Raw genomic sequence first — 25601 nt, 5'->3', positions numbered from 1 at the left:
GCGGGAGATGCACGGGATGATCAAGTCCGGAGTCGCATTGGCCGCGTGCCTGGCCAGTGCCCTGGCCGGCGCGGAAATACTGGCCGGCGGTTACCGGCTCAGCGCCGAGCCGGGCGAACCGCTGGAGATTGCCGCGCCGGCGATGCCGGATCTGTCCGTTTTCACGGCAGCGGCGGCTGAGGCCAGAATCCAGCGCAAGCCAGAGGGCCGCGCGGTAATCAAAGAGATGCTGCATGAAGACGCACTGGACGAATTCATCGGCGGCGAAGAGCGCCTGAAGGAATGGGTAGTGCGCCAGAAACGCATGCCCCGCGCCATCTTCATCGAGAAGGGCTACATGAACACCGCCGCGCTGGCCAGGCAATTGCCCCGGGAGGCGTTCGCCGAAACCGCTCCGGGCGTCTACCTGGCGCGGCTGCCGATCATCGTGCGGCCCGGCGCCACCCTGCACATCGACCGCGATACGCGCGAACTGCGGCTGTCCCAGGAGGCCGGTGCCTTCCTGGTCAACGACGGTCGGGTGTTCATCACCGGCACCCAGGTCACGGCCTGGCGCGAGCGCACCGGTGAACCGGCGCTGTGGCGCGAGGCCAAGGAGTTCAGGCCCTATTTCCTCGCCTGGGGCGGCACCGAGACCTACGTGGTCGACAGCGTGATCCAGAGCTTCGGCTACGACGCCAGCAAGGCCTATGGTTTTTCCATCTCGCAGTACAGCCCGAGCATGGCGCCGAAGATGAAGCGCTCACGTCCCACCGGCTGGCTGCTCAACTCGCGCTTTATTGACATGTGGTACGGCTTCTACTGCTACGAGGCGGACGACGTCGTCATCCGGGGCAATGTCTATGACCGCAACATCGTCTATGGCATCGACCCCCACGACCGTTCGCGACGGCTGATCATTGCCGAGAACGAGGCATTCGGAACGAAGAAGAAGCACGGGATCATCATCTCCCGCGAGGTCAACGACAGCTGGATCATCAACAACCGGTCCCATCACAACAAGCTGTCCGGCATCGTCCTGGACCGCAGCAGCGTCAACAACGTCGTCGCCTACAACGAGACCTACAAGAACGAGGCGGACGGCATCACCCTCTACGAAAGCCCGCGCAACGTGCTCTGGCACAACCGCAGCATGAACAACGAGCGGCACGGCATACGCGTGCGCAACAGCCTGGATGTCCGCCTCCAGGGCAACCTGCTGGCCGCCAACAAGCTCACCGGCATCTACGGCCACATCAAGGACCTGCGCGGGACCGATCGTGACCTCGAAGAAGACCCCTTCGACCCGCGCGTGTCCCTGCGCATCGTTGGCGACCAACTCGTCGGCAATGGCTCCAGCCCCATCTCCATCCATTCACCGACGCGGCTGGAACTCTACCGGCTGAGCATCCTGGCGCCGCAGAAATCCTCGGGGATTTCCTTCAGCGGCCTGCTGGGCGAACACCAGGGCGAAATCATGGACATTCTGCTGCGTCAGCAGCGGGCGGTGCTGATCGAGCCCGCCGGCAGCCTGGCCAGCAAGGAGTGAAGCGATGAATCGAGCCACCTGCGTGATCGCGGCGGCCCTCCTGGCCGCTGCCAGCGAGCTGCGCGCCGCGCCGACCTATGAGGCGCAAGCCTGTTGCAACCTGTGCCCGGCGGCGGCCAGCCTCGATTCGGCACAGCCGGGTCTGGCGGAACACGGTGCCCTGCTGGAGGCCCGTGATGGCTGGTTGTTCAGCCGTGCCCAGGACCTGCGTACAGAGTTCGGCCTGGACGACTACAGCTACAAGCAACTCAGGCGCTTGCGCAACGCCCTCAGGCACAACGGCACCGAGCTGCTGGTGGTCTACCAGCCCAGTCGCGGACTGCTCCATGGCAACAAGCTGCAGCCGACCGACCTGGTGCGATTCGACCAGGCCAAGGCGCGCGAGAACTACCGCGCGACCCTGGCACGCCTGCGCGAGCTGGACATCTGGGTGCCGGACCTGGCCAGCCTGATGGAGGCCCGGGCCGACACGCCGGACTACTACTTCAAGGGCGACCAGCACTGGACGCCCCAGGGGGCGGAGCGTACTGCGCGGCTGGTGGCCGATACGGTGCGGGGCATTCCGGCGCTGCAACACCTGCCCCAGGAAAGCTTCACCAGCCAGCCCGGTGGCTTGATCGGGCGCAGCGGTTCGCTGCAGAAGGCCGCGCAGCTGGCCTGCGGCACGGGTTATCCGCGCCAGTTCGTCCAGGGCTATGTCACCCGGCCCATGGCGGCGGGCCAGGAGCCGGCTGCCGAGGTGGTCCTGGTGGGCGGCGGCAACGCTGACGATGCCTTCAACTTCGCCGGCTTCCTCGAGCAGAACCTGGAGACCCCGGTGCACAACGCTTCCCAGCCGGGGGGCGGGCATGCGGCTGCACTGATGGCGTACCTCATGAGCGATGACTACCGGCAGCGACCACCGAAACTGCTGATATGGGAGATGGACGATGCCGACAGCCTGACCCAGCGCAATTTCTACCGGCAGACCATCGCTGCGGTAGGAGACGGCTGCATGGGTCGGCCCGCGTTGCTGCAGGGACAAACCAGCCTGGCGGCCGGTAGCCACCAGGTACTGTTCAATGGCGCCGACGGCGTGCTGCCGATTCAAGGCAGCGACTACCGGATCGACCTGCAGCTGGATGACGCGAGCGTGCAGCAACTGGCGGCCACCCTGACCTTCATGAACGGTCGCCAGGAGAACCTGGTGTTCCTGCGCGGCCCGGGACCGGGGCGCTTCCTGCTGGAGCTGCGCGAGGACGCCGACTGGGACGAACTCACCTTCCTCTCCCTCAATGTCCAGGCGTTGCCAGGTGGCGGGGACGGGCAGCTGAGCGCGCGCCTGTGCAAGGCGCGCAGTGACGAGGCGCGGCCGGACCTGCGCACCGCGCAGGCTGGAGCCGGATCGTGAAGGCCTGGATCGCGGTGCTGGCAAGCCTGGTGCCAGTCCTGGCCGGCGCTACCGATCTGGTTCCCCCTGGCGGCTACTACCTGCCGGCAACGCTGAAGAAGGGCGAGGCGGAAACCTGCCCGGTGGTGGCCAGGCCTTACGTGGGCGACTTGATGATTCCGAGCAAGTACGAGGGCTCCGGCCCGGCCCGCGACCAGTTGAACAAGGCGTCCAATGCTCGCTACCAGGCCCAGGCCGAGCAGATCCGTGTACTCGAGAAAATGGTCAACAAGCAGGTGGCGGCCTGGCTGCGGCTGGGGCGCCAAGGGCACCTCGACTGCGCCCTGGAATGGCTCGGCCAGTGGGCAGCCGCCGAGGCGCTGCTGAGTCGGCAGTACACCCATACCGGCAAGTCCATGCGCAAGTGGGCCCTGGGCAGCATTTCGTCGGCCTACCTGCGGCTGAAGTTTTCCCGATCCCAGCCCCTGGCCGGACGCGAGGCGCAAACCCGCCCCATCGAGGCGTGGATCGGCCGGCTCGGCCAGCAGGTGGTGGCGGACTGGCGCGACCAGCCGCTGGAACGCCTCAACAACCATCAGTACTGGGCCGCCTGGGCAGTGATGGCCGCCTCGGTCGTGGTTGATCGTCGCGACCTGTTCGACTGGTCCGTGGCGCAGCTGCGCATCGGCGTCTCGCAGGTCGATGCGGAGGGCTACCTGCCCAACGAACTGCGTCGCGAGACGCGCGCCCTGGCGTACCACAACTACAGCATGGGCCCGCTGATGATGATGATGGCCTTCGCTCAGGCCAACGGCATCGACCTGCGTACGGACAATCACCGGGCGATCCAGCGCTTGGCCACGCGCGTGGAGCAGGGCATCGAGAACCCACGGCGCTTCGAAGAGAAGACCGGCTTCAAGCAGGAGCTGGAAGACCTGCAGGAGGACGGCAAGTTCGCCTGGCTGGAACCCTATTGCGCGCTCTACCGCTGCGCGCCCAGCACCGAAGAATGGCGCCGCTCCATCGAGCCACTGAAAACCTACCGGTTGGGTGGCGACATCACCCAGCTGTTCGCCACGCCCCCGCAGCTGGGTGAGCGCGACTGACGCATGCGTTTCCCCGGCACAGGACGTGCCGGAGGCTTGATCCGGCCGGTCGTCGGGAAGACGGCGCGGTCCAGGTGGATTCGAGGGTTGAGAGGAGAGCAGGCATGATTCCAGTGATTTTGTCCGGTGGCAGTGGTTCGCGACTCTGGCCGCTGTCGCGCAAGCTGTACCCCAAACAGTTCCTGGCCCTGGCCGGTGAGCACACGCTGTTCCAGCAGACCATGCAGCGCCTCGGGGGCGAGGGCATCGAGCGACCGATCATCGTGTGCAACCAGGAGCACCGCTTCATCGTCAACGAGCAGTTGGCCGGCATCGGCATGACCGCCCAGCGCATCCTGCTGGAGCCTTTCGGCCGCAACACGGCACCGGCAGTGGCCATTGCCGCCCTGCGGATGCTCGCCGAGGGCCGCGATGAACTGCTGCTGGTGCTGCCGGCCGACCACGTGATTACAGACGAGGGCGGGTTGCGCCAGGCCCTGGAGATCGGCCGGGCGGCGGCGGAGGACGGCGAGATGGTGCTGTTCGGCATTCCCGCCGAACGCCCCGAGACCGGTTTCGGCTACATCAAGGCCGCGCGTGGCGAAGAGGGGCCGGAGCTGGCTCCCGGGGCGTACCGGGTCGAGCAATTCGTCGAAAAACCGGACAGCGGCCGCGCCGCCGAGTTCGTGCGTAGCGGTGGCTATTACTGGAACAGCGGCATGTTCCTGTTCCGCGCCAGTCGCTACCTGGACGAGCTGCGCAACCATGAGCCGGACATCTACGACACCTGCGTGCTGGCGCTCGAGCGCAGCAAGGTCGAGCGCGACCTGTTGCGTATCGATGCAGGCACCTTCGAGTGCTGCCCGGAGAACTCCATCGACTATGCCGTGATGGAAAGGACCTCCCGGGCCTGCGTGGTGCCGCTCGCCGCTGGCTGGAACGACGTGGGCAGCTGGTCGTCCCTCTGGGAAGTCCACGCCAAGGACGACGATGGCAACGTGCTCAAGGGCGATGTGCTCACCCATGACAGCCGCAATTGCTATGTCCACGGCAACTCCAAGCTGGTCACGCTGCTGGGCCTGGAGGACGTGGTCGTGGTGGAAACCCGTGACGCGGTGATGATCGCCCACAAGGACAAGGTGCAAGAGGTGAAGAAACTGGTCGGTGCACTGGACGCCCGTGGCCGCCAGGAAACCCAGAGCCACTGTCAGGTCTACCGTCCCTGGGGCGGCTACGACTCGGTGGACTCGGGTTCCCGTCACCAGGTCAAGCACATCACCGTAAAACCGGGGGCGCAGCTCTCGCTGCAGATGCACCACCACCGCGCCGAGCACTGGATAGTGGTGTCCGGTACCGCACGGGTGACCTGTGACGACAAGACCTTCCTGCTCACTGAAAACCAGTCCACCTACATCCCCATCGCCTCGATCCACCGCCTGGCCAACCCCGGCAAGATTCCGCTGGAAATCATCGAGGTCCAGTCCGGCAGCTACCTGGGCGAGGACGATATCGAGCGATTGGAGGATGTCTACGGCCGCAGCGCCCAGGACCTGGGCCTGGTGAAGGGCTGAGTGCGTGTCACGTCGCGCGGCCTGCGCTTTTCCGCAGGCCGCGCCGGGAGGTTAGCCCGCCAGGAGTTGCCGCAGAACGTAGTGGAGGATGCCGCCGGCCTTGAAGTACTCCACCTCGTTCTGGGTATCGATGCGGCACAGCAGTTCAGCCTGCTCCTTCGAGCCGTCATCGCGGGTGATATCCAGGTGCAGGTCCATGTGCGGGCGCAGGCTGGTGCCGTCCAGGCCTCTGATGGTCAGGGTTTCCTTGCCGGTGAGGTTGAGGGTCTTGCGGTCGTCGCCATCCTTGAACTGCAGGGGCAACACGCCCATGCCCACCAGGTTGGAGCGGTGGATACGCTCGAAGCTCTCGGCGATCACCGCCTTGACCCCCAGCAGGTTGGTGCCCTTGGCCGCCCAGTCGCGGGAGGAACCGGTGCCGTATTCCTTGCCGGCGACTATCACCAGCGGCGTGCCTTCGTCCTGGTAGCGCATGGCGGCGTCATAGATGGCCAGTTTTTCGCCGCTGGGCAGGTGCAGGGTGTTGCCGCCTTCCTCGCCACCGAGCATCTCGTTGCGAATACGGATATTGGCGAAGGTGCCGCGCATCATCACTTCATGGTTGCCGCGCCGTGAGCCGTAGGAGTTGAAGTCGGCGGGGGCGACGCCGTGCTCGCGCAGATAGCGCCCAGCCGGGCTGTCCGCCTTGATGTTGCCAGCCGGGGAGATGTGGTCGGTGGTCACCGAATCACCGAGCAGGGCCAGGATGCGCGCCTGGTGAACGTCTTCCACTTTCGGCGGCGCACCGGTGATGTCGGCGAAGAAGGGCGGGTGCTGGATGTAGGTGGAGTCCGCCTGCCAGGCGTAGGTATCGGATTCGGGCACCTTGATCGCGCGCCATTGCGCGTCGCCAGCGAAGACTTCGGCGTATTCCTTGCGGAACATGGCGGTATCCACCTTCTGGATGGCTGCGGCGATTTCCTGCTGGCTTGGCCAGACATCCTTCAGATAGACCGGCTGGCCGTCCTTGCCCTGGCCCAGCGGCTGGTTGGCAACATCCACGCGCACGCTGCCCGCCAATGCATAGGCCACCACCAGCGGCGGAGACGCCAGCCAGTTGGCTTTCACCAGGGGATGCACCCGGCCTTCAAAGTTGCGGTTGCCCGACAGCACTGAAGCCACCGTCAGGTCCGCTTGCTGGATGGCCTTCTCGATGGGGTCGAGCAGGGGCCCGGAGTTGCCGATGCAGGTGGTGCAGCCGTAGCCCACCAGGTTGAAGCCGAGCTGGTCCAGGTAGGGCGTGAGGCCGGCCGCGCGGAAGTACTCGGTCACCACCTTGGAACCCGGGGCGAGAGAGGACTTCACCCAGGGTTTGCGGGTCAAGCCCTTTTCCACGGCCTTCTTCGCCAGCAGGCCGGCGGCCATCATCACGCTGGGGTTGGAGGTGTTGGTGCAGGAGGTGATGGCGGCGATGACCACGGCGCCATCTTCGAGATTGAAGTGTTCGCCATCGTCCAGCGTCACGCTGACCTTGCCGGCACCGCTGGTGCCGGAGGACTTGAGTTGCAGGTTCAGCAGGTCGTCGAAAGCCCTGGGCACCTGGGGCAGCGGCACGCGGTCCTGGGGGCGGCGGGGGCCGGCCAGGCTGGCTTCGACGCTGGAAAGGTCCAGGGCCAGGGTGTCGGTGAACACCGGTTCGTGTCCGGCTTCGCGCCACAGGCCCTGGGCCTTGCTGTACGCCTCCACCAGTTGCACGGTTTCTTCCGGACGGCCGGAGAGGCGCAGGTAGCCGAGGGTGATCTCGTCCACCGGGAAGAAGCCGCAGGTGGCGCCGTATTCCGGGGCCATGTTGGCGATGGTGGCGCGGTCGGCCAGGGGCAGGTCGGCCAGGCCGTCGCCGTAGAACTCGACGAATTTCCCCACCACACCCTTCTTGCGGAGCATCTGGGTGACGGTGAGCACCAGGTCGGTGGCGGTAATGCCTTCGCGCAACTTGCCGGTGAGCTTGAAGCCGATTACCTCGGGAATCAGCATCGACACCGGCTGGCCGAGCATGGCGGCTTCAGCTTCGATGCCGCCAACGCCCCAGCCGAGCACGCCAAGGCCGTTGATCATCGTGGTGTGGGAATCGGTGCCTACCAGGGTGTCGGGGAAGGCGTAGGTGAGGCCGTCTTCTTCGCGGGTCCAGACGGTACGGGCCAGGTACTCCAGGTTGACCTGGTGGCAGATGCCGGTACCCGGTGGCACCACGCTGAAGTTGTCGAAGGCCCGCTGGCCCCAACGCAGGAAGGCGTAGCGCTCGCCGTTGCGCTGCATTTCGATCTCGACGTTCTCTCCGAAGGCGGCCTGGGAGGCGAAGCGGTCCACCATCACCGAATGGTCGATCACCAGGTCCACCGGCGACAGCGGATTGATGCGCTGCGGGTCGCCACCGGCCGCGGCGACGGCGGCGCGCATGGCGGCAAGGTCCACCACGGCCGGCACGCCAGTGAAGTCCTGCATCAGCACCCGGGCGGGGCGGTACTGGATCTCCCGCTCCGATCTGCGCGGGCCGAGCCACTCGGCCAGGGCCTTGAGGTCGGCAGCATTGACCGTTTCGTCATCCTCCCAGCGCAACAGGTTCTCCAGCAGCACCTTCATCGACATGGGCAGCTTGTCGATCGCGCCCAGGCGCTTGGCTGCCTCGGGCAAGCTGAAGTAGTGAAAGGTCTTGCCTGCGACTTCGAGGCTGCGGCGGCAGTTCAGGCTATCCAGGGAAGGCATCGAGATATCTCCTTGAGGCCCACACGGCATGGGCCGGCTGCGCGTACGGAAGCTAAAACCCTAGCCCCGCTTGGCGGGTCCTGCCATGTCAGCCGACCGGCAGGGCGGGCCGGGCTCCCCGGATGAAGCTATCCGGCTGTAGGAATTTCCTTCCTTTCCTGTGTGAAAACGGGCGTTGCGCAACTATAGTGCGCGCCCAGGAGGAGCCCACCCGATGAACACCTTGCTGTTGCACTGCCGCCCCGGTTTCGAGGGTGAGGTCTGTGCCGAAATCGCCGAGCACGCCGCCCATCTTGATGTGGCGGGTTATTCCAAGGCCAAACCCCATAGCGCCTGCGCCGAGTTCGTCTGCAGTGAGCCCGGCGGCGCCGAGCGGTTGATGCGCAAGGTGCGTTTCAGTCAGTTGATCTTTCCGCGCCAGTGGGCCCGCGGCGAATTCGTCGAGCTGCCGGAATCCGACCGCATCGGCGTGCTGTTGGAGGCACTGGCCGGCTACCCGGTGTGCGGCAGCCTCTGGCTGGAGGTGCTGGACACCAACGAAGGCAAGGAGCTGTCCACCTTCTGCCGCAAGTTCGAGAAGCCGCTGCGCAGCGCCCTGATCAAGGCCGGCAAGCTCAAGGACGACGCGCAACTGCCGCGCCTGTTGCTGACCTTCCGCAGTGGCCGACAGGCGTTCGTCGGCATGGCCGAGTCCAACAATTCGGCGCTCTGGCCCATGGGCATCCCACGTCTGAAGTTCCCCCGCGAAGCGCCGAGCCGCTCGACCCTCAAGCTGGAAGAGGCCTGGCACCACTTCATCCCCCGCGCCGACTGGGACAAGCGCCTGGCGCCGGGCATGACTGCAGTGGATCTGGGCGCGGCCCCCGGTGGCTGGACCTGGCAGCTGGTGCAGCGGGAGATCAAGGTCACCGCCGTCGACAACGGCCCCATGGCGGAGAGCCTGATGTATTCCGGCTTCGTCGAACACCAGCGTGCCGACGGTTTCACCTTCAAGCCGCGCCGGCCGGTGAACTGGATGGTGTGCGACATCGTCGAGAAGCCTGCGCGCACTGCCGCGATGATCGAGACCTGGCTGGGTGAAGGCTGGTGCCAGGAAGCGGTGGTCAATCTCAAGCTGCCGATGAAGCAGCGCTACGCCGAAGTGCGGAAGCTGCTGGCGCGCATTGACGACGGCCTGAAAGGGCGTGGGCTGAAGGTCTTTATCGGCTGCAAGCAGCTCTATCACGACCGCGAGGAAGTGACCTGCCATCTGCGCAGGCTATAGCACCGGCACTCGCTCCACCCAGTAACTCTGCTTGTGTCCACGCGCCTGGTACTCCGCTACCAGGCGCTCGGCTTCTGCCCGGGTCAGGCCGTCGCGCAGGACGAACTCGTTGCCGTTGTCATCCAGTCGCTTGACGCACCAGCTGCGCTCGGGGGCTTCGGACATGGCCCGCTCCACTGGGAAAACCTCATGCTGCGCCGCCGCTCACTGGCTGGCCAGTGGCGTCTCCAGGGGGATCAACGACGGCAGGCGGACCTCCCCCTTGAGCGTGGTCGACTGTGGGCTCCAAGAACTGTTGAACAGGTACTGGCCACTGAAGCCGCTGACTTTCAGGCCCAGCTCATCGCCGGGCTGGAGCAGGGCGCTGACGGCTGCCAGCTCAACCTGGCGGGCGTTGAGTGGGGTGACCTGTTCGCTGAGCACTTCGATGCGGCCTCCGGCGCGGCGCACTGCCAGGGAGGCGAACAGCAGCGGTGCGTTGGCGTCGCGCTGCAACTGCAGCTGGGCGGTACCCACCAGTCCACTGGCGTTGTCGACCTGGCGCAGCGGGATGAAGCGGGAAGGGCTGAGCCATCCGCTGGTCAGCGGGCGAATGCGCGTCTCCGGCAGAGGCTGTGGCGCGTCCATCTGCGGGGGCTGTTGCAGCATCAGGCCGTGATCCAGGTCGAGGCTGAGGCAAAGGTCCGGCACGCTGTCGGCGACGCCGGACCGGCCGCGCAGCTTGTCCTCGTACCAGGCGACCACCGCCTGGTAGAGATTGATGGCGCGGTCACCGCAATGCAGCACGGGCTCGTTGTTGAAGGGTGGCAGGCCGCTCCAGTGCTGCAGGGGCGGCGGCAGGATATGCCCACCCTGCATGCCCAGGAGGCGCACATCGGCGTTGCCCTGATCCAGGCAGTCGCGAATGGCCAGCCCCTGGTCGAGGGGGAACAGGGTGTCGCGCAGGCCCTGGATCAGCAGTGCGTCTGCGTGCGGGCGCTGGCCGCGTTGGCAGTAGTTGGCAAGGCTGTGGGACTTGAGTTCGGCCTGCACGTCGGGCGTCATTTCGCCGCCGGCGCTTTTCAGATAGGACGCCTGGGTGAACTTGCCCAGGTCGTAGCCGGTGGCAATGCCGAGGCCCAGCAGTACGCCAGTCCAGCCGACTTTCATGCGTCCGCCCGGGGCGAGGGCCTCGGACAGGTCGTACCAGGTAGCGATGGGCACTATGGCGTCGATGCGTGGGTCTTCGGCCGACGCCAGCAACTGCACGGCGCCGCCATAGCTTTCGCCGAGCATGCCGACACGCGGATCGCCGGGGCCGTCCATGGTCAGTCGCGGCAGGTGGGCGGCAGCCCAGTCGATTACCGCCAGGGCGTCTTGCACTTCGTAGCGCGGGTCCATCATCTCAATGTTGCCGTCGCTGCCGCCCCAACCGCGCTGGTCGTAGCTGATCACCCAGAAACCGGCCTGCCAGGCCTTGAGCGCGGCTCGCCCGGACATCATCTGCTGGCCGTAGAAGCCATCCGGCCCGGTCACTCGCCAGCCGCCCCAGCCGTGGGTGTGAACGACCAGGGGGGCTTGCTCGCCGGGCTTCAGTGCCGGCTGGAAGACGGTGGCGGAAAGCCGGGTGCCGTCCCGGGCGGTGATCACTGTCTCGAAGTGGGTCGCAGGCAGCGCGCGGTCGGCGAGGGTGCTGTAGTCGGGAAGCTGCTCGCGGGCAGCGCAGCCGCCCAGCAGGAGAAGAATGAGAAGCAGACTGGTGAGGCGCATCGGATTTTCGCTGGCGGTCATGTTCCGTCCAGCTTGCCCAAGCGAGCTGGCCAGGCGCGCCCATCCAAGGTTGTGTGGTGCTGTGGCCGGACGTCGCTGCACGCGTGGCAAGGCTGGGCGGAGACTCGGCTTTGCGCCACAATAGCCGCCAGTTTTTGGAGTGCCTTATGTCCCAACAGCCTGATGCCATCCTCGACGCCACCGGCCTGAACTGCCCCGAACCGGTAATGATGCTGCACAACAAAGTGCGCGACCTGCCGGCCGGCGGCCTGCTCAAGGTGATCGCCACCGACCCTTCCACGCGCCGCGACATCCCGAAGTTCTGTGTCTTCCTTGGCCATGAACTGCTGGACCAGTCGGAAGAGGCTGGCACCTACTTCTACTGGATTCGCAAGAAAGCCGATTGATGCCCTCTGCTTCGCCCCGGGCTCGAACATGACCCCGGCGCGCATGCAGAGCCGGGGCCTGGCGTTCAGCGAGGCCCCGGCCGGTCTTACGCCGATGTGAATGAAAAAGGGCCGCTCGATGCGGCCCTTCTTGTCAGCGGCGAATCCTTGCCCGTGCGCTGCGCGCCAGTCTAAGGCTGAGCAGCACCGCAGCACAGGTCAGGCCCACCACCAACCCCTGCCAAAGCCCCTTGGGCCCGCTGGGTTCGCCCAGCCAGTCGGACAGGCCGAGGGCATAACCCACTGGCAGGCCGATGCCCCAGTAGGCAAAGAGGGTGATGACCATGGTCGCGCGGGTGTCCTGGTAGCCACGCAGGGCGCCAGCGGCCGCTACCTGGATGGCGTCGGAGAACTGGAACAGCGCCGAGTAGACGATCAGCATGGCTGCCACTGCGATCACTTGCGGATCGGGCGAGTACATCTTCGCGATCGGTTCGCGGAACAGCAGCATCAGGCTGGCGGACAAGCACGCATAGGCCAGTGCGGCGCCGATACCAATACCTGCGGCGAAGCGCGCGGCTCGCGGCTCGCCACGGCCCAGCGCCTGGCCGACGCGCACGGTGACCGCCATCGCCAGGGCGTATGGGATCATGAAGATCAGGGCGCTGAAGTTGAGCGCGATCTGGTGCCCGGCCACCACAGTGGCGCCCAGGCCGCCGATCAGCAGCGCGATCACGGCGAAAATGCTCGATTCGGCGAATACGGCGATGCCGATGGGGCCGCCGATGGAAAGCAGGCGCTTGATCATCGACCACTGCGGTTTGTCGAACTGGCCGAACAGCCGGCTTGGCTTGTAGGCCGGGGCGCGGATTACCCAGCTCAGCATGCCCAGCAGCATGAACCACATCACCGCCCCGCTGGCCCAGCCGCAGCCCACGCCGCCCAGGGCGGGCATGCCCAGGTGGCCGTAGATCAGGATGTAGTTCAGCGGAATGTTCAGCAGCAGGCCGCAGATGCCCAGCACCATGCTCGGGCGGGTACGACCCAGGCCGTCGCTGAAGCAGCGCAGCACATAGTAGAGGGCCACCGCCGGAAAACCGAAGGCGATGCCGTGCAGGTAGCCCATGGCCGGGTCGACCAGGTCAGGGTCCACGCCCATCAGCTGCAGCACGGGGCGCGCATTGATCAGCAGCAGGGCACCGCAGATTCCTACCACCAGCGCCAGCCAGAGGGCCTGTCGTACCAGCGGGCCGATCTCGTCCGGTTTGCCGGCGCCAAAGCGCTCGGCGACCTTGGCGGTGGTGGCAAGGAGGATGCCGGTCATCAGCAGGAACACCGGAATCCAGATGGAGTTGCCGAGCGCCACGGCAGCCAGGTCGCGGGGGCTGACGCGGCCGGCCATCACCGCGTCGACGAAACCCATGGCGGTGTTGGAAAGCTGGGCGATCATGATCGGCGCCGCCAGCTTGAGCAGCGCGCGCAGTTCCGTGCTGGCGCGGCTGAAACGGGTTTGAGGTTGGGTCACTGATAGTTCCATATCGATAAGTCATCCTCCGGGCGTACCGGTGGTGTCCATGCAAAGGGTGGCTGTCGGGAATCTGGGCGTTGCCTGGTCGCGACGGGCTCGCGACGGTGCACGGTCCCAGCCTTTGCAGCAGAGGCTGCCGGCGGAACGGGACGTGGAGGCTGAGGGACGCCTAGTCTACGCCCTGACACATTGGTCAGAAAAGAGGGGTGACGGCCCGTGATACGGGCATCTGCCGAGGGGATTGCGTAAAATGACGGCCTCTCTGCCGGAGCCTGCCATGCAAATAGTTGCCGACGAAAACATACCCCTGGTCGATGCCTTCTTTGGCGGCTTGGGGAAAATACGCCGTCTGCCGGGGCGCGCCATCGATGCTGCCGCGCTGGCAGACGCTGATCTGCTCCTGGTGCGTTCGGTGACCCGCGTCGATCGCGCGCTGCTGGCTGGCAGCCCGGTGCGCTTTGTCGGCACCTGCACGATCGGGACCGATCACCTGGACCTCGATTACTTCACCGAGGCCGGTATCGCCTGGTCCAGCGCCCCCGGTTGCAACGCCCGCGGCGTGGTGGACTATGTGCTCGGAAGCCTGCTGGTGCTGGCCGAGGATGAAGGCGTGGACCTCGGCTCGCGCACCTTTGGCGTAGTGGGCGCCGGCCAGGTGGGCGGGCGCCTGGTGGACGTGCTGCGTGGTCTCGGGTGGCGGGTGCTGGTGTGCGATCCGCCGCGGCAGGCCGCCGAAGGGGGCGACTTCGTCGATCTCGCGACCATCCTCCACGAATGCGACGCCATCAGCCTGCATACGCCGCTGGACAGCGGCGGTGAGCACCCGACTCATCACCTGCTGGACGCCGGTCGCCTTGCGCGGCTTCGCCCCGGTGCCTGGCTGATCAACGCCAGCCGCGGTGCCGTAGTGGACAACCAGGCCCTGCGCGAGCTGCTTGGCCGGCGCACGGACGTGCGCGCGGTGCTGGATGTCTGGGAAGGCGAGCCCCGGGCGGACGTGGAGCTGGCGCGCCTATGCCGTATCGCCACGCCGCACATCGCCGGATACAGCCTGGACGGCAAGTTGCGCGGCACGGCGCAGATCTACCAGGCCTGGTGCCGGGTCAGTGGGCAGGCGGAAAATGTGCAATTGGATGAGCTGCTACCGACCCCCTGGCTGGGGGAGCTGGCCCTGGATGCCAGTTGCGACCCGAACTGGGCGCTGGCGACCCTGTGCCGTGCGGTGTACGACCCGCGCCGCGACGATGCGGATTTCCGTCGCAGCCTGGTGGGCGACGAGGCGCAGCGACGCGCTGCTTTCGATGCCCTGCGCAAGCACTATCCGGTGCGCCGGGAGATCGACGGGTTGCGGGTGCGTTTGACGGGGGAAGCCCCCAGGTTGGCAGAAATCGTCCGGGCGCTGGGCGCGGAACTGGTGTAGGAAGAGGCCCGGAATTGCCCCGGGCCAGGGGCGCTCAAGCCTGTTTCAGCTCGGACTCCAACTGCTTGTGCAGTTCCTGGCAGGCGCGCTGGATCATGGATTCGGTGATCGGAATCTCACGGCCCTGGGCGTCGATGACGGCGCCGCCCACGGGACGAGGATTGCGCAGCGGGATCACGCGGCGATCGGAAGTGCTGTCGTGCAAGCTCATGGCCTGTCTCCTCTTCAGGTGGTGCGCGCAGTCTAGGTAGGGTAGATGAAAGCGCGGTGACAGTTGGCGCCAACGTTGCGCCAGAAAATAAAGAAAGACCAGGAAACATTAGCAGCGAATATGCCAACTGCGAATGTCCTGGTCGTGGTAGGTGGATCCCCCAGTGCGGGGCGACAGTTCAGTTCGAGGTAAGCATGTCCTTGTTCCATATGGGCCTGATCATCAATCCCTTGGCCGGTCTGGGCGGCCCGGCTGCGCTAAAGGGTAGCGACGGCGTTGCCGCAGAGGCCATTGCCAGAGGTGCGGAGCCCCGTGCGGCTGCGCGCACTCGCCTGGCCCTGGAATGTCTGCTGCCGCTCGTCGGGCGCATCCAGTTCCTCACCTTCCCTGGCCCGATGGGCGCCGACCTGTTGGCGGAAATGGGCTTCGACCACCGCGTCCTAGGCCATCTGGACGGCCCCATGACATGCGCAGAGGACACTCGGCAGGCTGTCGACGCCCTGCAGGACGCCGGCGTTGCCTTGATTCTCTTCGCCGGTGGAGACGGCACGGCGCGGGACGTCAGCGCCGCAGTGCGCGAAGGCCAGCCGGTGCTGGGCATTCCCGCCGGCGTGAAGATCCACTCCGGCGTCTATGCCATCAGCCCGCGCGCCGCCGGAGAACTGGCGCGGCGCCTGGTGGAGGGTGGCCTGGTGCGTCTGGCCAGTGGCGAGGTGCGCGACCTGGACGAAGCGGCCCTGCGCGACGGCAAGGTCGCGGCGCGCTGGTATGGCGAGCTGACCGTGCCCGAGGAAGGCCACTTCATGCAGCACGTCAAGCAAGGTGGAATGGAGTCGGAAGAGCTGGTGCTGGTGGATCTGGCCGACTGGCTGAACGACAGCTGGGAGGAGGGCGTGCGCTATGTGCTCGGGCCGGGCTCCACCCTCCATGGCCTGGCAGCCAATCTGGGGCTGGACACCACGCTGCTGGGCGTCGACGTGGTCGAGAATGGCGTGGTGATCGCCCGAGACGTGACCGAAAGCCAGCTGTTCGCGCTGGTGGACGGTCATCCGGCGCGGTTGCTGGTCACTGCCATTGGCGGCCAGGGGCACATCATCGGCCGGGGCAACCAGCAGATCAGCCCCAGGGTGCTGCGGGCCATCGGCCTGGATCACCTGAGGGTGGTCGCCACCAAACGCAAGCTTGGCACTCTGGAAGGGCGGCCGTTGCTGGTGGACAGTGGTGATCCGGCCCTGGATGAAGCCTTCCCGGATGCCGTGCGGGTCTGGGCGGGCTACAAAGAGGAGCTGCTCTATCCCGTGGGGTGGGGCGACCCGGCCTGAGGCGGGGCGCCGGTATCCGGGGAGATCGGCTACCATCGACGGCACTTCCCCGTGGATTCAGGAGCATCGTGATGGATGCCGAGCAGTACCCGCCCCATGTCCGCCCCGGCGAGCACGTCGTGCTGTTTGACGGGGTGTGCAAGCTCTGTAACGGCTGGGCGAAGTTCCTGATCCGCCATGACCGGGCGCGGGTATTCAAGCTTGCCTCGGTACAGTCGGTGGAAGGGCAGGCGATCCTGCGCTGGTTCGGCCTGCCCACCGATAGCTTCGCCACCATGCTCTATGTGGAAGGCCGCGAGCTGTTCGTCCGCTCCGAGGCCATTGCACGGATCGTTCGTCAGTTGCCGGCCCCCTGGCCGCTGCTGGGCGTTTTCCGCTTTCTGCCTCTGGGCCTGCGCGACTGGTGCTACGACCGTATTGCCCTGAATCGCTACCGCCTTTTCGGCCGGCACGACGTCTGCCTGCTGCCGTCGCCCGACCATGAGGGGCGCTTCCTGAATGCCGACCGCTGAATCACGTCGCTTCGCCTCGTTGGCCCGGTGGGGGTTGGCGCTGTTGTTCCTCTACCACGGTCTGGTGCCCAAGCTGCTCTGGTTGAGCGCCGACGAGAAATTGATGATTGCCGCCCATGGCCTAACCCGCGTGGAGCTGGTAGCGACCATTGCCGGGCTGGCGGAAATCGCCCTTGCGCTGATCCTGTTGCGGGTACGCAAACAACGCTGGCCCTTGGCGCTGGCGGCGGCATTGTTGATCGGCTTATTGCTGGATGTGGCGCTGTTCGCTCCGGGCTTGCTGATCCAGGCATTCAATCCCCTGTCCACCAACCTGGTGGCGCTCTGCCTCTGTCTGGCGGGGTGGTGGGCGGAAGCGCCTGCCGCCGCCGCGCAGCGCGCAGGGCAACCCCTTAGGCAATCCGACTGAGTCCCTCAATGGCATCCCTTCTTTCTGCACGGCAGCGCAATGCGCTGCGCATGGCTGGTCGCTTCGTTTCGCCCTATCGCTGGCGAGTGTTGGGCGCGCTGCTGGCGTTGTTGTTCACTGCCGGAATCACCTTGTCCATGGGGCAGGGCATCCGCCTGTTGGTGGACCAGGGCCTGGCGACCCAATCCCAGGCGTCGTTGCAGCATTCGATCATGCTGTTCTTCGGTCTGGTGCTGGCGCTGGCCGTCGGTACCTTTACGCGCTTCTACCTGGTGTCCTGGATAGGCGAGCGATTCGTCGCGGACATCCGCAAGCGCGTGTTCGATCACCTGATCCAGCTGCATCCAGGTTTCTACGAGAGCAACCGCGCCTCGGAGATCCAGTCTCGGCTGACAGCCGACACGACGCTGCTGCAATCGGTGATCGGCTCGTCCCTCTCCATGGCGCTGCGCAACGGCATCATGCTGGTGGGCGGCATCGGCCTGCTGTTTGTCACCAATCCCAAGCTGACCGGCATCGTGCTGCTGGCGTTGCCGCTGGTGCTGGCGCCCATCCTCATTTTCGGGCGCCGTGTGCGGCGCCTGTCGCGGCAGAGCCAGGACCGTATCGCCGATGTCGGCAGCTACGTTGGCGAAACCCTGGGGCAGATCAAGACGGTGCAGGCGTACAACCATCAGGCCCAGGATCGTCAACGTTTCGCCGGCACGGTGGAAGGTGCCTTTGACACGGCACTGCACCGCATCACCCAGCGCGCCTGGCTGATCACCCTGGTGATCCTGCTGGTGCTGGGAGCCGTTGGGGTCATGCTCTGGGTCGGCGGAACGGATGTCATCGCCGGGCGTATCTCTCCCGGCGACCTGGCGGCCTTCGTGTTCTATAGCTTGATCGTGGGGGCGGCCTTCGGTGCTATCAGTGAAGTGATCGGTGAGCTGCAGAGCGCCGCCGGTGCGGCCGAGCGTATCGCCGAGTTGCTCCAGGCGCGCAACGCCATCCACGCCCCGGCTGAGGGACAGGTGACGCTGCCGGAACGTGTCAGTGGTCGTATCGAACTGGAGGCTGTTTGCTTCGCCTATCCCAGTCGGCCTGAAGTGAACGCCCTGGATGGCGTCAGCCTGGACGTTCGCCCTGGTGAGACCCTGGCGCTGGTCGGGCCCTCGGGTGCGGGCAAGTCGACGGTGTTCGAACTGCTGCTGCGCTTCTTCGACCCCCAGGCGGGCAGCATCCGCGTCAAGGGCGTGGCGTTGCAGCAACTCGACCCTGCCGACCTGCGCCGCTGTTTCGCCCTGGTGTCCCAGAATCCCGCACTGTTCTACGGCAGCGTCGAAGACAACATCCGCTATGGACGCCCCGAGGCCAGCGATGCCGAAGTGGAGGCTGCCGCGCGTGCGGCCCATGCCCACGAGTTCATCACGCGCCTGCCGCAGGGCTACCGGACGCACCTGGGGGAGGGCGGCATCGGCCTTTCCGGTGGCCAGCGCCAGCGTCTGGCCATTGCCCGAGCCCTGCTGGTGGATGCACCCATCCTGCTGCTGGACGAGGCCACCAGCGCCCTCGATGCAGAAAGCGAGCACCTGATCCAGCAGGCCCTGCCGGCCCTGATGAGCGGACGCACCACGCTGGTGATCGCCCACCGTCTGGCCACCGTGCAGAATGCCGATCGCATCGCTGTGATGGAGCGGGGAAAGGTGATTGCGGTCGGTCGCCACGCGCAATTGGTGGCCAGCAGCCCGCTCTATGCGCGACTGGCCGAGTTGCAGTTCGGCGTCCAGGCGGAGGATGAGGTGGAGTAGGGGAATTAAACAAGCGGAATGAAAAAGGGGATGCCGATGGCATCCCCTTTCTCTTTCAGGCTTGGCTTCAGACGACCGGTTTGGTCTCGTCCTTGGCTTCGTCCTTCTCTTCTTCCTCGGCCTTGGTCTCGGCTTGGGCCGGTACTTCGGCTTCGGTTGCTTCAGCCACTTGCTCAGTCTGTTCGGCCGGAGCCTCTACAGCCTGTTCGACAGTTTCTTCAACCTTCTGCTCGGCGGCGACCACTTCCTCTTCCACGCCGGCGATGGCGTGTACGGCAGTGGCGACCGGTTCGGCAGCGGCTACCGCGTCAACGGCCTTGGCAGCAGCCTCTTCGGCTTCCTTGGCCAGACGCTCGGCTTCGCGCTGACGGCGACGCACTTCACGCGGATCGTTGGGGGCACGGCCACCGCTGGAGGGCGCACGAACCGGCTCTTCGACCTGGGGCTCTGCAGCCGGTGCTTCCTCGACGGAAGCGACGGCAGGCGCTTCGGCTTCGGCTACGACTTCGGCCGGGGCCGGTTCAGCGACCTGAGGGGCTTCGACCACAGCCGGGGCTTCCTCGACCACCGGAGCCAGTTCGACGACCGGAGCGGCTTCCTCGACTTGGGCGACCACGACTTCGGCAACCGGAGCTTCAACAACCGGAGTTTCGGCCGCGGCCGGTGCTTCAGCGGTTGCTTCAGCAGTTGCTTCGGCGACCAGGTCTGCGGTGACCGCGGCGGTGGCGGCTACTGCAGCGATCTGGGTGGCGTCGGCCGGAGCGGCCTGCTCGGCGCCTTCCTGATCTTCCTGACCTTCTTCCAGCTCATCACCGTTTGCTTCGCGCTGGCGCTCGCGGCGATTGCTGCGGCGACGCTGGCCACGGGAACGGCGACGGGGACGTTCGCCATCGGCGCCTTCCTGTTCGTCGTCCTGCAGCAGCTCTTCGTTGTTCAGCAGTTCTTCGTCGACCGCCTCGGCATCGGCCTGGGCCAGTTCGGCACGGGGCTGGCGCTCTTCACGAGGTTGACGCTCTTCACGCGGCTGGCGCTCTTCGCGGGCCGGACGCTCGGCGCGTTCGCCACGCTCGCGGCGACCTTCCTGGCCTTCACGGGGCTCACGAGGCTGACGCTCTTCGCGAGGTTGGCGCTCTTCACGCGGTTCACGCGGCTGACGTTCCTCGCGAGGCTCGCGCGGCTGACGCTCTTCGCGGGGCTGGCGCTCTTCACGCGGTTCACGCGGCTGACGCTCTTCGCGCGGTTGGCGCTCCTCACGCGGCTGGCGCTCTTCGCGGGCCGGACGCTCACGGCGGCTTTCCTGGCCTTCGCGCGCCTCACGGGCTTCGCGCGGCTGACGCTCTTCGCGAGGCTTGCGATCGTCCTCACGGCGGGCTTCACGACCTTCGCGGGGCTCACGACCATCGCGGCGGCGGTTCTGCTGGCGACCGCTACGGCGTTCTTCACTGCGCGGCTGGCGCTCGGTGGAAGGCTTCTCGGCTTCGACCTTGGGCTCTTCCTTGCCGGCGAACAGGCCTACCAGGGACTTCACCAGACCCTTGAACAGGCTGGGTTCCGGGGTCGGTGCGGGTGCGGGTGTCGGGGCCTGAGGGGCAACCGGGGCCGGAACGGGGCGCTCAGGGGAAACAGTCTTCACCGCGGCTTCCTGGCGAACCAGGGTGCGGGTGGAGCTGACCGGCTGAATTTCTTCCGCTTCGGCAGGCGTCATTTCGTAGCTGGACTGGCTGCTCAGCACTTCTGGGCTGTCATCGCGCAGGCGCTGGACTTCGAAGTGCGGAGTTTCCAGGTGGTCGTTCGGCAGGATGACGATGCGCGAACGGCTACGCAGCTCAATCTTGGTGATGCTGTTGCGCTTCTCGTTAAGCAGGAAGGCGGCAACGGGGATCGGGACCTGGGCGCGGACTTCGGCGGTGCGGTCCTTGAGGGCCTCTTCTTCGATCAGGCGCAGGATGGCCAGGGACAGGGATTCGACGTCACGGATGATGCCTTGGCCGTCGCAGCGCGGGCAGACGATGCCGCTGGTCTCGCCCAAGGACGGACGCAGGCGCTGACGGGACATTTCCAGCAGACCGAAACGAGAGATGCGGCCAATCTGCACACGGGCGCGGTCGGCTTCCAGGGCTTCACGGACTTTCTCTTCCACGGCGCGCTGGTTCTTGGCCGGGGTCATATCGATGAAGTCGATGACGATCAGGCCACCAATGTCACGCAGGCGCAGCTGGCGGGCGATTTCTTCGGCCGCTTCCAGATTGGTCTGCAGAGCGGTTTCTTCGATGTCGCCGCCTTTGGTCGCGCGAGCCGAGTTGATGTCGATCGACACCAGGGCTTCGGTCGGGTCGATGACGATGGAACCGCCGGACGGCAGCTTCACTTCGCGCTGGAAGGCGGTTTCGATCTGGCTTTCGATCTGGAAGCGATTGAACAGCGGGACGCTGTCCTGATAGAGCTTGATCTTGCTCTGGTACTGCGGCATCACCTGGCGGATGAAGCTCAGGGCTTCTTCGTGGGCTTCGACGCTGTCGACCAGCACTTCGCCGATGTCCTGGCGCAGGTAGTCGCGAATGGCGCGGATGATGACGTTGCTTTCCTGGTAGATCAGGAAGGGCGCGCCACGCTCACCGGAGGCTTCCTTGATGGCGCTCCAGAGTTGCAGCAGGTAGTCCAGGTCCCACTGCAGCTCTTCGCTGGAGCGGCCGAGGCCGGCGGTGCGGACGATCAGGCCCATGTCGGCCGGAGCGTTGAGGCCGTTCAGCGCTTCACGCAGTTCGTTGCGCTCTTCGCCTTCGATACGGCGGGAGATACCACCTGCGCGCGGGTTGTTCGGCATCAGAACCAGATAACGGCCGGCGAGGCTGATAAAGGTGGTCAGGGCTGCGCCCTTGTTGCCACGTTCTTCTTTCTCGACCTGGACGATGACTTCCTGGCCTTCGCTGAGCACTTCCTTGATGTTGATGCGGCCTTCGGGGGACTTCTTGAAGTACTCGCGGGAGATTTCTTTCAGAGGCAGGAAACCGTGGCGCTCAGCGCCGAAATCGACGAAGGCAGCCTCGAGGCTGGGTTCGATGCGAGTGATTCGGCCCTTGTAGATGTTGGCTTTCTTCTGCTCGCGGGCACCCGATTCAATGTCCAGATCGTACAGGCGTTGGCCGTCGACCAGAGCAACACGCAACTCTTCGGGCTGAGTCGCGTTAATCAGCATTCTTTTCATGTGGTACCAATAGGTTTCCGGGCTACCGGAAACGGCGATTGGCGCACACGACTCTCGCGGTCGGTGTCAGGTGCGTGTCAGGGGCGGCGGGCCACCCCAGTGTCCAGCGAACTCCAGCCAAAGGGGCCGGAATCGCGACTACGTCTCCTGCTTGCTGTGTCGTGACAGAAGCACTTGTTCAGGAGGAGGAATCAACGGTCGGTAGCGGACGAAATGAAGCGTCTTGAAACTACGCAGTCCGACGGTTATGCATCTCCACCCTACACTTATCCCTTGAAAATCGGGTGCCGCTCGCTGAATCCGTAGCGGGTTGCATTTACCGTGATCTCCCATTGGAAGGGGTGATCACGCGTCATGGCTCGAGGCTTTGATTTCGGAAATATCGCGGTCAATGCGGCGAATTTTCTGTCGGACGGCCTTACGTCCTGAAAGGGTTGCAGCGGTTGGGGGGTGGCAGTTTTGGCGAACACCCCGAAACCAGGCCGCTTTTGGCGGCGTTCGCGACTATAGCAGTAATCATTAAGTGCTTCAAATCCATAAAAAATTGTTATGATACCCAGATGAATACTCCTGCCTCTCCAACCTCCGGCGTCCAGCTGCTTGAGGTTTCGCCGGAATATGCCGGCCAACGCATCGACAATTTCCTACGTACCCAGTTGAAAGGTGCGCCCAAGACGTTGATTTATCGCATCCTTCGTAAGGGCGAGGTCCGCGTCAACAAGGGGCGAATCAAGCCGGAGTACAAGCTCCAAGCTGGCGATATCGTGCGGGTTCCGCCGCTGCGCCTGTCCGAACCGAACGAGCCGGCACCGGTGGCCCAGGGGCTGCTGGAGCGTCTGGAGAGCGCCATCGTCTACGAAGACAAGGCGCTGATCGTGCTGAACAAGCCGTCTGGCATCGCGGTGCATGGTGGCAGCGGCCTCAGCTTCGGCGTGATCGAAGCCTTTCGTCAGTTGCGTCCGGAGGCCAAGGATATTGAGCTGGTGCATCGCCTGGATCGCGACACTTCCGGTCTGCTGATGATCGCCAAGAAGCGCAGTATGTTGCGTCACCTGCACGAGGCATTGCGTGGTGATGGCGTCGATAAGCGCTATCTGGCGCTGGTGCGCGGCAGTTGGCCGACCTCGAAGAAGAAGGTCAGTGCGCCGCTGCTGAAGAACAACCTGCGCTCCGGCGAGCGTATGGTCGAGGTGAATCCCGAGGGCAAGGAGGCGCTGACCGAATTTCGTGTCGTGCGTCGTTTTGGCGAGTTCGCCACCCTGGTGGAAGCCAGTCCCATCACTGGGCGCACTCACCAGATTCGTGTGCATGCCAAACACGCCGGTCATTCCATCGCTGGCGATCCCAAGTATGGGGATGAGGATTTCACCCGCGAGATTCGTGATCTGGGTGGCAAGCGCTTGTTCCTTCATGCGCATTCCCTGGCTATCAGCCTTCCCGATGGCGGTGAGCTGAAGCTGGAGGCTCCGGTGGATGAGATGTGGCAGAAAACCCTGGAGCGACTAGGTGCCTGATTATCAGCTTCTGATCTTCGACTGGGATGGCACGTTGGTTGACTCCATTGCCCGCATTGTCGAAGCCATGCGTGTGGCAGCGGAGGTTTCGGGGTTGCCCTGGCGCGATGATGCCGCCATCAAGGGTATCATCGGGCTCGGCTTGCCGGAGGCTATCGCTACCCTCTATCCAGAACTCGATGATGCGCAGCGCATCGACACGTTCCGCCAGCGATACGGTGAGCACTACAACGCCCTGGAGCGTCAGCCTTCCCCGTTGTTCGATGGGGTGGCTGAGGCCCTGGAAACATTCCGAGAGCAGGGCTACCGTCTGGCCGTGGCCACCGGCAAGAGTCGTCGAGGGTTGGATCATGTGCTGGCCGGGCGTGGGTGGCTGGACTATTTCGATGTCACTCGTTGCGCTGATGAAACGGCAAGCAAGCCTGATCCACGCATGCTGCAGGAAATCCTGGCGCATTGTGGGGTGGGGGCCGAGCAGGCGGTGATGGTGGGGGATTCGCCCTTCGATTTGCGCATGGCGCATCGGGCTGGGATGGATTCCGTGGCGGTGGGCTATGGTGCCCAGCCGCTTGCTGAGTTGCTCAAGGAGTCGCCCAGGTTGGCGATCGAGCGTTTCGAGGAGCTGAGCCACTGGTTGAGCGGTGGCCTGAGCCGGCAATCCCGAGAGGTGGAGTCTTATGTCTGACGAGTGGAAAGAACCGGCTGTCGACAAGGCTGAACAGAAGAGCTGGAAGCTGCTGGAAAAAGCGGTCCTGGCTGGTGTTCAGGAGCAGCGCCGTGCCCGGCGCTGGGGTATTTTCTTCAAATCGCTGACTTTCCTTTACCTGTTCGCCGCCCTGGCGCTGTTCTCGCCGATCTTCGACCTGCAGAAAAGTGCGGCGCGTAGTCAGGAGCATACCGCCCTGGTTGAGGTGCGCGGCATGATCGCCGATGAGGAGGCAGCAAGTGCCGACAATATCGTGACCGGTCTGCGTGCGGCCTTCGAAGATCCGAACACCAGGGGTGTGGTGTTGCGCATCAACAGCCCGGGCGGCAGTCCGGTGCAGTCCGGCTACGTTTATGACGAGATCCGCCGGCTGCGCGAAGAGCACAAGGACATCAAGGTCTACGCCGTCATTTCGGACCTGGGGGCATCTGGTGCTTATTACATCGCCAGTGCGGCCGACGAGATTTACGCCGACAAGGCCAGCCTGGTCGGTTCCATCGGTGTTACTGCGGCGAGCTTCGGCTTCGTCGACGCCATGGCTAAGCTTGGCGTCGAGCGCCGTGTCTATACCTCAGGCGAGCACAAGGCCTTCCTCGATCCGTTCCAGCCGCAAAAGCCGGAGGAGACCGAGTTCTGGCAGGGTGTGTTGAGCACCACGCATCAACAATTTATCGAGAGCGTGAAGAAGGGGCGTGGCGACCGGCTCAAGGTTGACACTCATCCCGAGCTCTTCAGTGGTTTGGTCTGGACTGGCGAGCAGGCGTTGGTGTTGGGGTTGGTGGACAAGCTTGGCAATGCCAGTTTTGTGGCTCGTGAAGTCGTCGGTGCAAAGGAGATTGTTGATTATACCGTTCAGGAGTCGCCTTTCGATCGATTTTCGAAGAAGTTTGGTGCCAGCGTCGCTGAGCGCCTGGCGCTCTGGATGGGGTTCCAGGGGCCAAGCCTGCGCTGAGTGTGAGTGTCGTTAGTGAAGGAAGGCCCGGCGAATCAGACTGTGTGAAAACCTAGCCGTCTGAGTCGAAGCTGAAGACAATGCCCGTATCGATCGATACGGGCATTGTCGTTTATGGGCTACATCCAGGGAGAGGCGCGCGGTCAGGACAGCCTGTTTCCGCCGTCGTTGGACGAGCTGGTTCCCGAAGACCACCTGGTGCGGGTGATCGAGGTCTACGTGGCGCGGCTGGATCTGCAGGCGCTGGGTTTCAGCAAGGCGCAGCCGGGTCGAACCGGGCGTCCGCCCTACGACCCGGCGGACCTGCTCAAGCTCTACCTGTACGGCTACTTCCAGCG

20 protein-coding genes and 1 pseudogene are annotated in these 25601 nt (G+C 65.0%); 15 read left to right on the top strand and 6 right to left on the bottom strand.

Features of this window, described 5'->3' with window-relative positions; all coding sequences use genetic code 11:
* Window positions 1–7 precede the first annotated feature (7 nt).
* The 4 genes from algG to G559_RS0125245 all read left to right on the top strand — a co-directional run bounded on the left by algG (window position 8) and on the right by G559_RS0125245 (window position 5553).
* The gene (algG, locus tag G559_RS0125260; RefSeq protein WP_028630890.1) at window positions 8–1528 is read left to right on the top strand and encodes a mannuronan 5-epimerase AlgG; all 1521 of its coding nucleotides are present in this window, start codon (window positions 8–10) and stop codon (window positions 1526–1528) included.
* Between the two features lie 4 nt (window positions 1529–1532).
* Entirely contained in the window at window positions 1533–2918 is a 1386-nt protein-coding gene (locus G559_RS0125255; protein WP_028630889.1) for an alginate O-acetyltransferase AlgX-related protein, read from the top strand.
* On the top strand, window positions 2915–4003 hold the full coding sequence (locus tag G559_RS0125250) for a mannuronate-specific alginate lyase (RefSeq protein ID WP_245586549.1): 1089 nt from the start codon (window positions 2915–2917) through the stop codon (window positions 4001–4003). Before G559_RS0125255 ends, G559_RS0125250 begins: the two co-directional genes overlap by 4 nt.
* A 104-nt stretch (window positions 4004–4107) precedes the next feature.
* A complete protein-coding gene (locus G559_RS0125245) occupies window positions 4108–5553 on the top strand; it encodes a mannose-1-phosphate guanylyltransferase/mannose-6-phosphate isomerase (protein WP_028630887.1) in 1446 nt (481 codons plus the stop codon).
* A 51-nt stretch (window positions 5554–5604) separates the two neighbouring features.
* Here the strand turns inward: G559_RS0125245 and acnA are convergent, their stop codons facing one another.
* Window positions 5605–8295, bottom strand: coding sequence for an aconitate hydratase AcnA (acnA, locus tag G559_RS0125240; RefSeq protein WP_028630886.1), 2691 nt, complete (start codon window positions 8293–8295; stop codon window positions 5605–5607).
* A 214-nt stretch (window positions 8296–8509) separates the two neighbouring features.
* On the opposite strand from acnA, the gene rlmM reads away from it, so the two are divergent.
* Window positions 8510–9559 carry a 23S rRNA (cytidine(2498)-2'-O)-methyltransferase RlmM gene (rlmM, locus tag G559_RS0125235; protein WP_028630885.1) on the top strand — a complete coding sequence of 350 codons (1050 nt, stop codon included), beginning with the start codon at window positions 8510–8512 and terminating at the stop codon, window positions 9557–9559.
* Here the strand turns inward: rlmM and G559_RS30735 are convergent.
* Together G559_RS30735 and G559_RS0125225 are read right to left on the bottom strand one after the other, a co-directional pair.
* Complete coding sequence (locus tag G559_RS30735) at window positions 9554–9724, bottom strand: hypothetical protein (RefSeq protein WP_169338781.1); 171 nt, start codon at window positions 9722–9724, stop codon at window positions 9554–9556. The two genes, rlmM and G559_RS30735, sit on opposite strands and share 6 nt — an antisense overlap.
* Window positions 9725–9763: 39 nt before the next feature.
* Entirely contained in the window at window positions 9764–11329 is a 1566-nt protein-coding gene (locus G559_RS0125225; protein WP_245586548.1) for an alpha/beta hydrolase family protein, read from the bottom strand.
* A gap of 146 nt (window positions 11330–11475) precedes the next feature.
* Here G559_RS0125225 and tusA point away from each other — a divergent pair, with 146 nt between their 5' ends.
* Entirely contained in the window at window positions 11476–11715 is a 240-nt protein-coding gene (tusA, locus tag G559_RS0125220; protein WP_028630883.1) for a sulfurtransferase TusA, read from the top strand.
* Window positions 11716–11848: 133 nt separating this feature from the next.
* On the opposite strand, the gene G559_RS0125215 is transcribed toward tusA, so the two are convergent.
* Window positions 11849–13231, bottom strand: coding sequence for an MATE family efflux transporter (locus tag G559_RS0125215; protein WP_028630882.1), 1383 nt, complete (start codon window positions 13229–13231; stop codon window positions 11849–11851).
* 268 nt (window positions 13232–13499) lie between these two features.
* Between G559_RS0125215 and pdxB the strand changes: the two genes are divergently transcribed.
* Complete coding sequence (pdxB, locus tag G559_RS0125210) at window positions 13500–14642, top strand: 4-phosphoerythronate dehydrogenase PdxB (protein WP_028630881.1); 1143 nt, start codon at window positions 13500–13502, stop codon at window positions 14640–14642.
* Between the two features lie 34 nt (window positions 14643–14676).
* Here pdxB and G559_RS30730 read toward each other — a convergent pair whose 3' ends face one another.
* Complete coding sequence (locus G559_RS30730; protein WP_169338780.1) at window positions 14677–14853, bottom strand: PA1571 family protein; 177 nt, start codon at window positions 14851–14853, stop codon at window positions 14677–14679.
* 194 nt (window positions 14854–15047) lie between these two features.
* On the opposite strand from G559_RS30730, the gene G559_RS0125200 reads away from it, so the two are divergent.
* The 4 genes from G559_RS0125200 (at window position 15048) to G559_RS0125185 (ending at window position 18886) form a co-directional block, all read left to right on the top strand.
* Window positions 15048–16175, top strand: a complete 1128-nt coding sequence (locus tag G559_RS0125200) for an ATP-NAD kinase family protein (protein WP_028630880.1) — start codon at window positions 15048–15050, stop codon at window positions 16173–16175.
* Window positions 16176–16246: 71 nt separating this feature from the next.
* On the top strand, window positions 16247–16687 hold the full coding sequence (locus tag G559_RS0125195) for a thiol-disulfide oxidoreductase DCC family protein (protein WP_028630879.1): 441 nt from the start codon (window positions 16247–16249) through the stop codon (window positions 16685–16687).
* The gene (locus G559_RS0125190) at window positions 16674–17096 is read left to right on the top strand and encodes a DoxX-like family protein (protein WP_028630878.1); all 423 of its coding nucleotides are present in this window, start codon (window positions 16674–16676) and stop codon (window positions 17094–17096) included. Before G559_RS0125195 ends, G559_RS0125190 begins: the two co-directional genes overlap by 14 nt.
* An 8-nt stretch (window positions 17097–17104) precedes the next feature.
* A complete protein-coding gene (locus G559_RS0125185) occupies window positions 17105–18886 on the top strand; it encodes an ABC transporter transmembrane domain-containing protein (RefSeq protein ID WP_028630877.1) in 1782 nt (593 codons plus the stop codon).
* 67 nt (window positions 18887–18953) lie between these two features.
* On the opposite strand, the gene rne is transcribed toward G559_RS0125185, so the two are convergent.
* Window positions 18954–22091, bottom strand: a complete 3138-nt coding sequence (rne, locus tag G559_RS0125180; protein ID WP_036997885.1) for a ribonuclease E — start codon at window positions 22089–22091, stop codon at window positions 18954–18956.
* Between the two features lie 560 nt (window positions 22092–22651).
* Here rne and rluC point away from each other — a divergent pair.
* The 4 genes and pseudogenes from rluC to G559_RS29365 form a co-directional block, all read left to right on the top strand.
* Complete coding sequence (rluC, locus tag G559_RS0125175) at window positions 22652–23605, top strand: 23S rRNA pseudouridine(955/2504/2580) synthase RluC (protein ID WP_028630875.1); 954 nt, start codon at window positions 22652–22654, stop codon at window positions 23603–23605.
* Complete coding sequence (locus G559_RS0125170; RefSeq protein ID WP_028630874.1) at window positions 23598–24290, top strand: HAD-IA family hydrolase; 693 nt, start codon at window positions 23598–23600, stop codon at window positions 24288–24290. The genes rluC and G559_RS0125170 overlap by 8 nt, the downstream gene beginning before the upstream one ends.
* A complete protein-coding gene (gene sppA / locus G559_RS0125165) occupies window positions 24283–25263 on the top strand; it encodes a signal peptide peptidase SppA (RefSeq protein WP_028630873.1) in 981 nt (326 codons plus the stop codon). The genes G559_RS0125170 and sppA overlap by 8 nt, the downstream gene beginning before the upstream one ends.
* Window positions 25264–25377: 114 nt before the next feature.
* A pseudogene (locus G559_RS29365) lies at window positions 25378–25601 on the top strand (IS5/IS1182 family transposase); the annotation flags it as partial.

Source organism: Metapseudomonas resinovorans DSM 21078 (assembly GCF_000423545.1).
Lineage (GTDB): Bacteria > Pseudomonadota > Gammaproteobacteria > Pseudomonadales > Pseudomonadaceae > Metapseudomonas > Metapseudomonas resinovorans.
The sequence above is the reverse complement of the archived record's forward strand: the minus strand, read 5'-3'. Positions and strand labels throughout refer to the sequence as shown.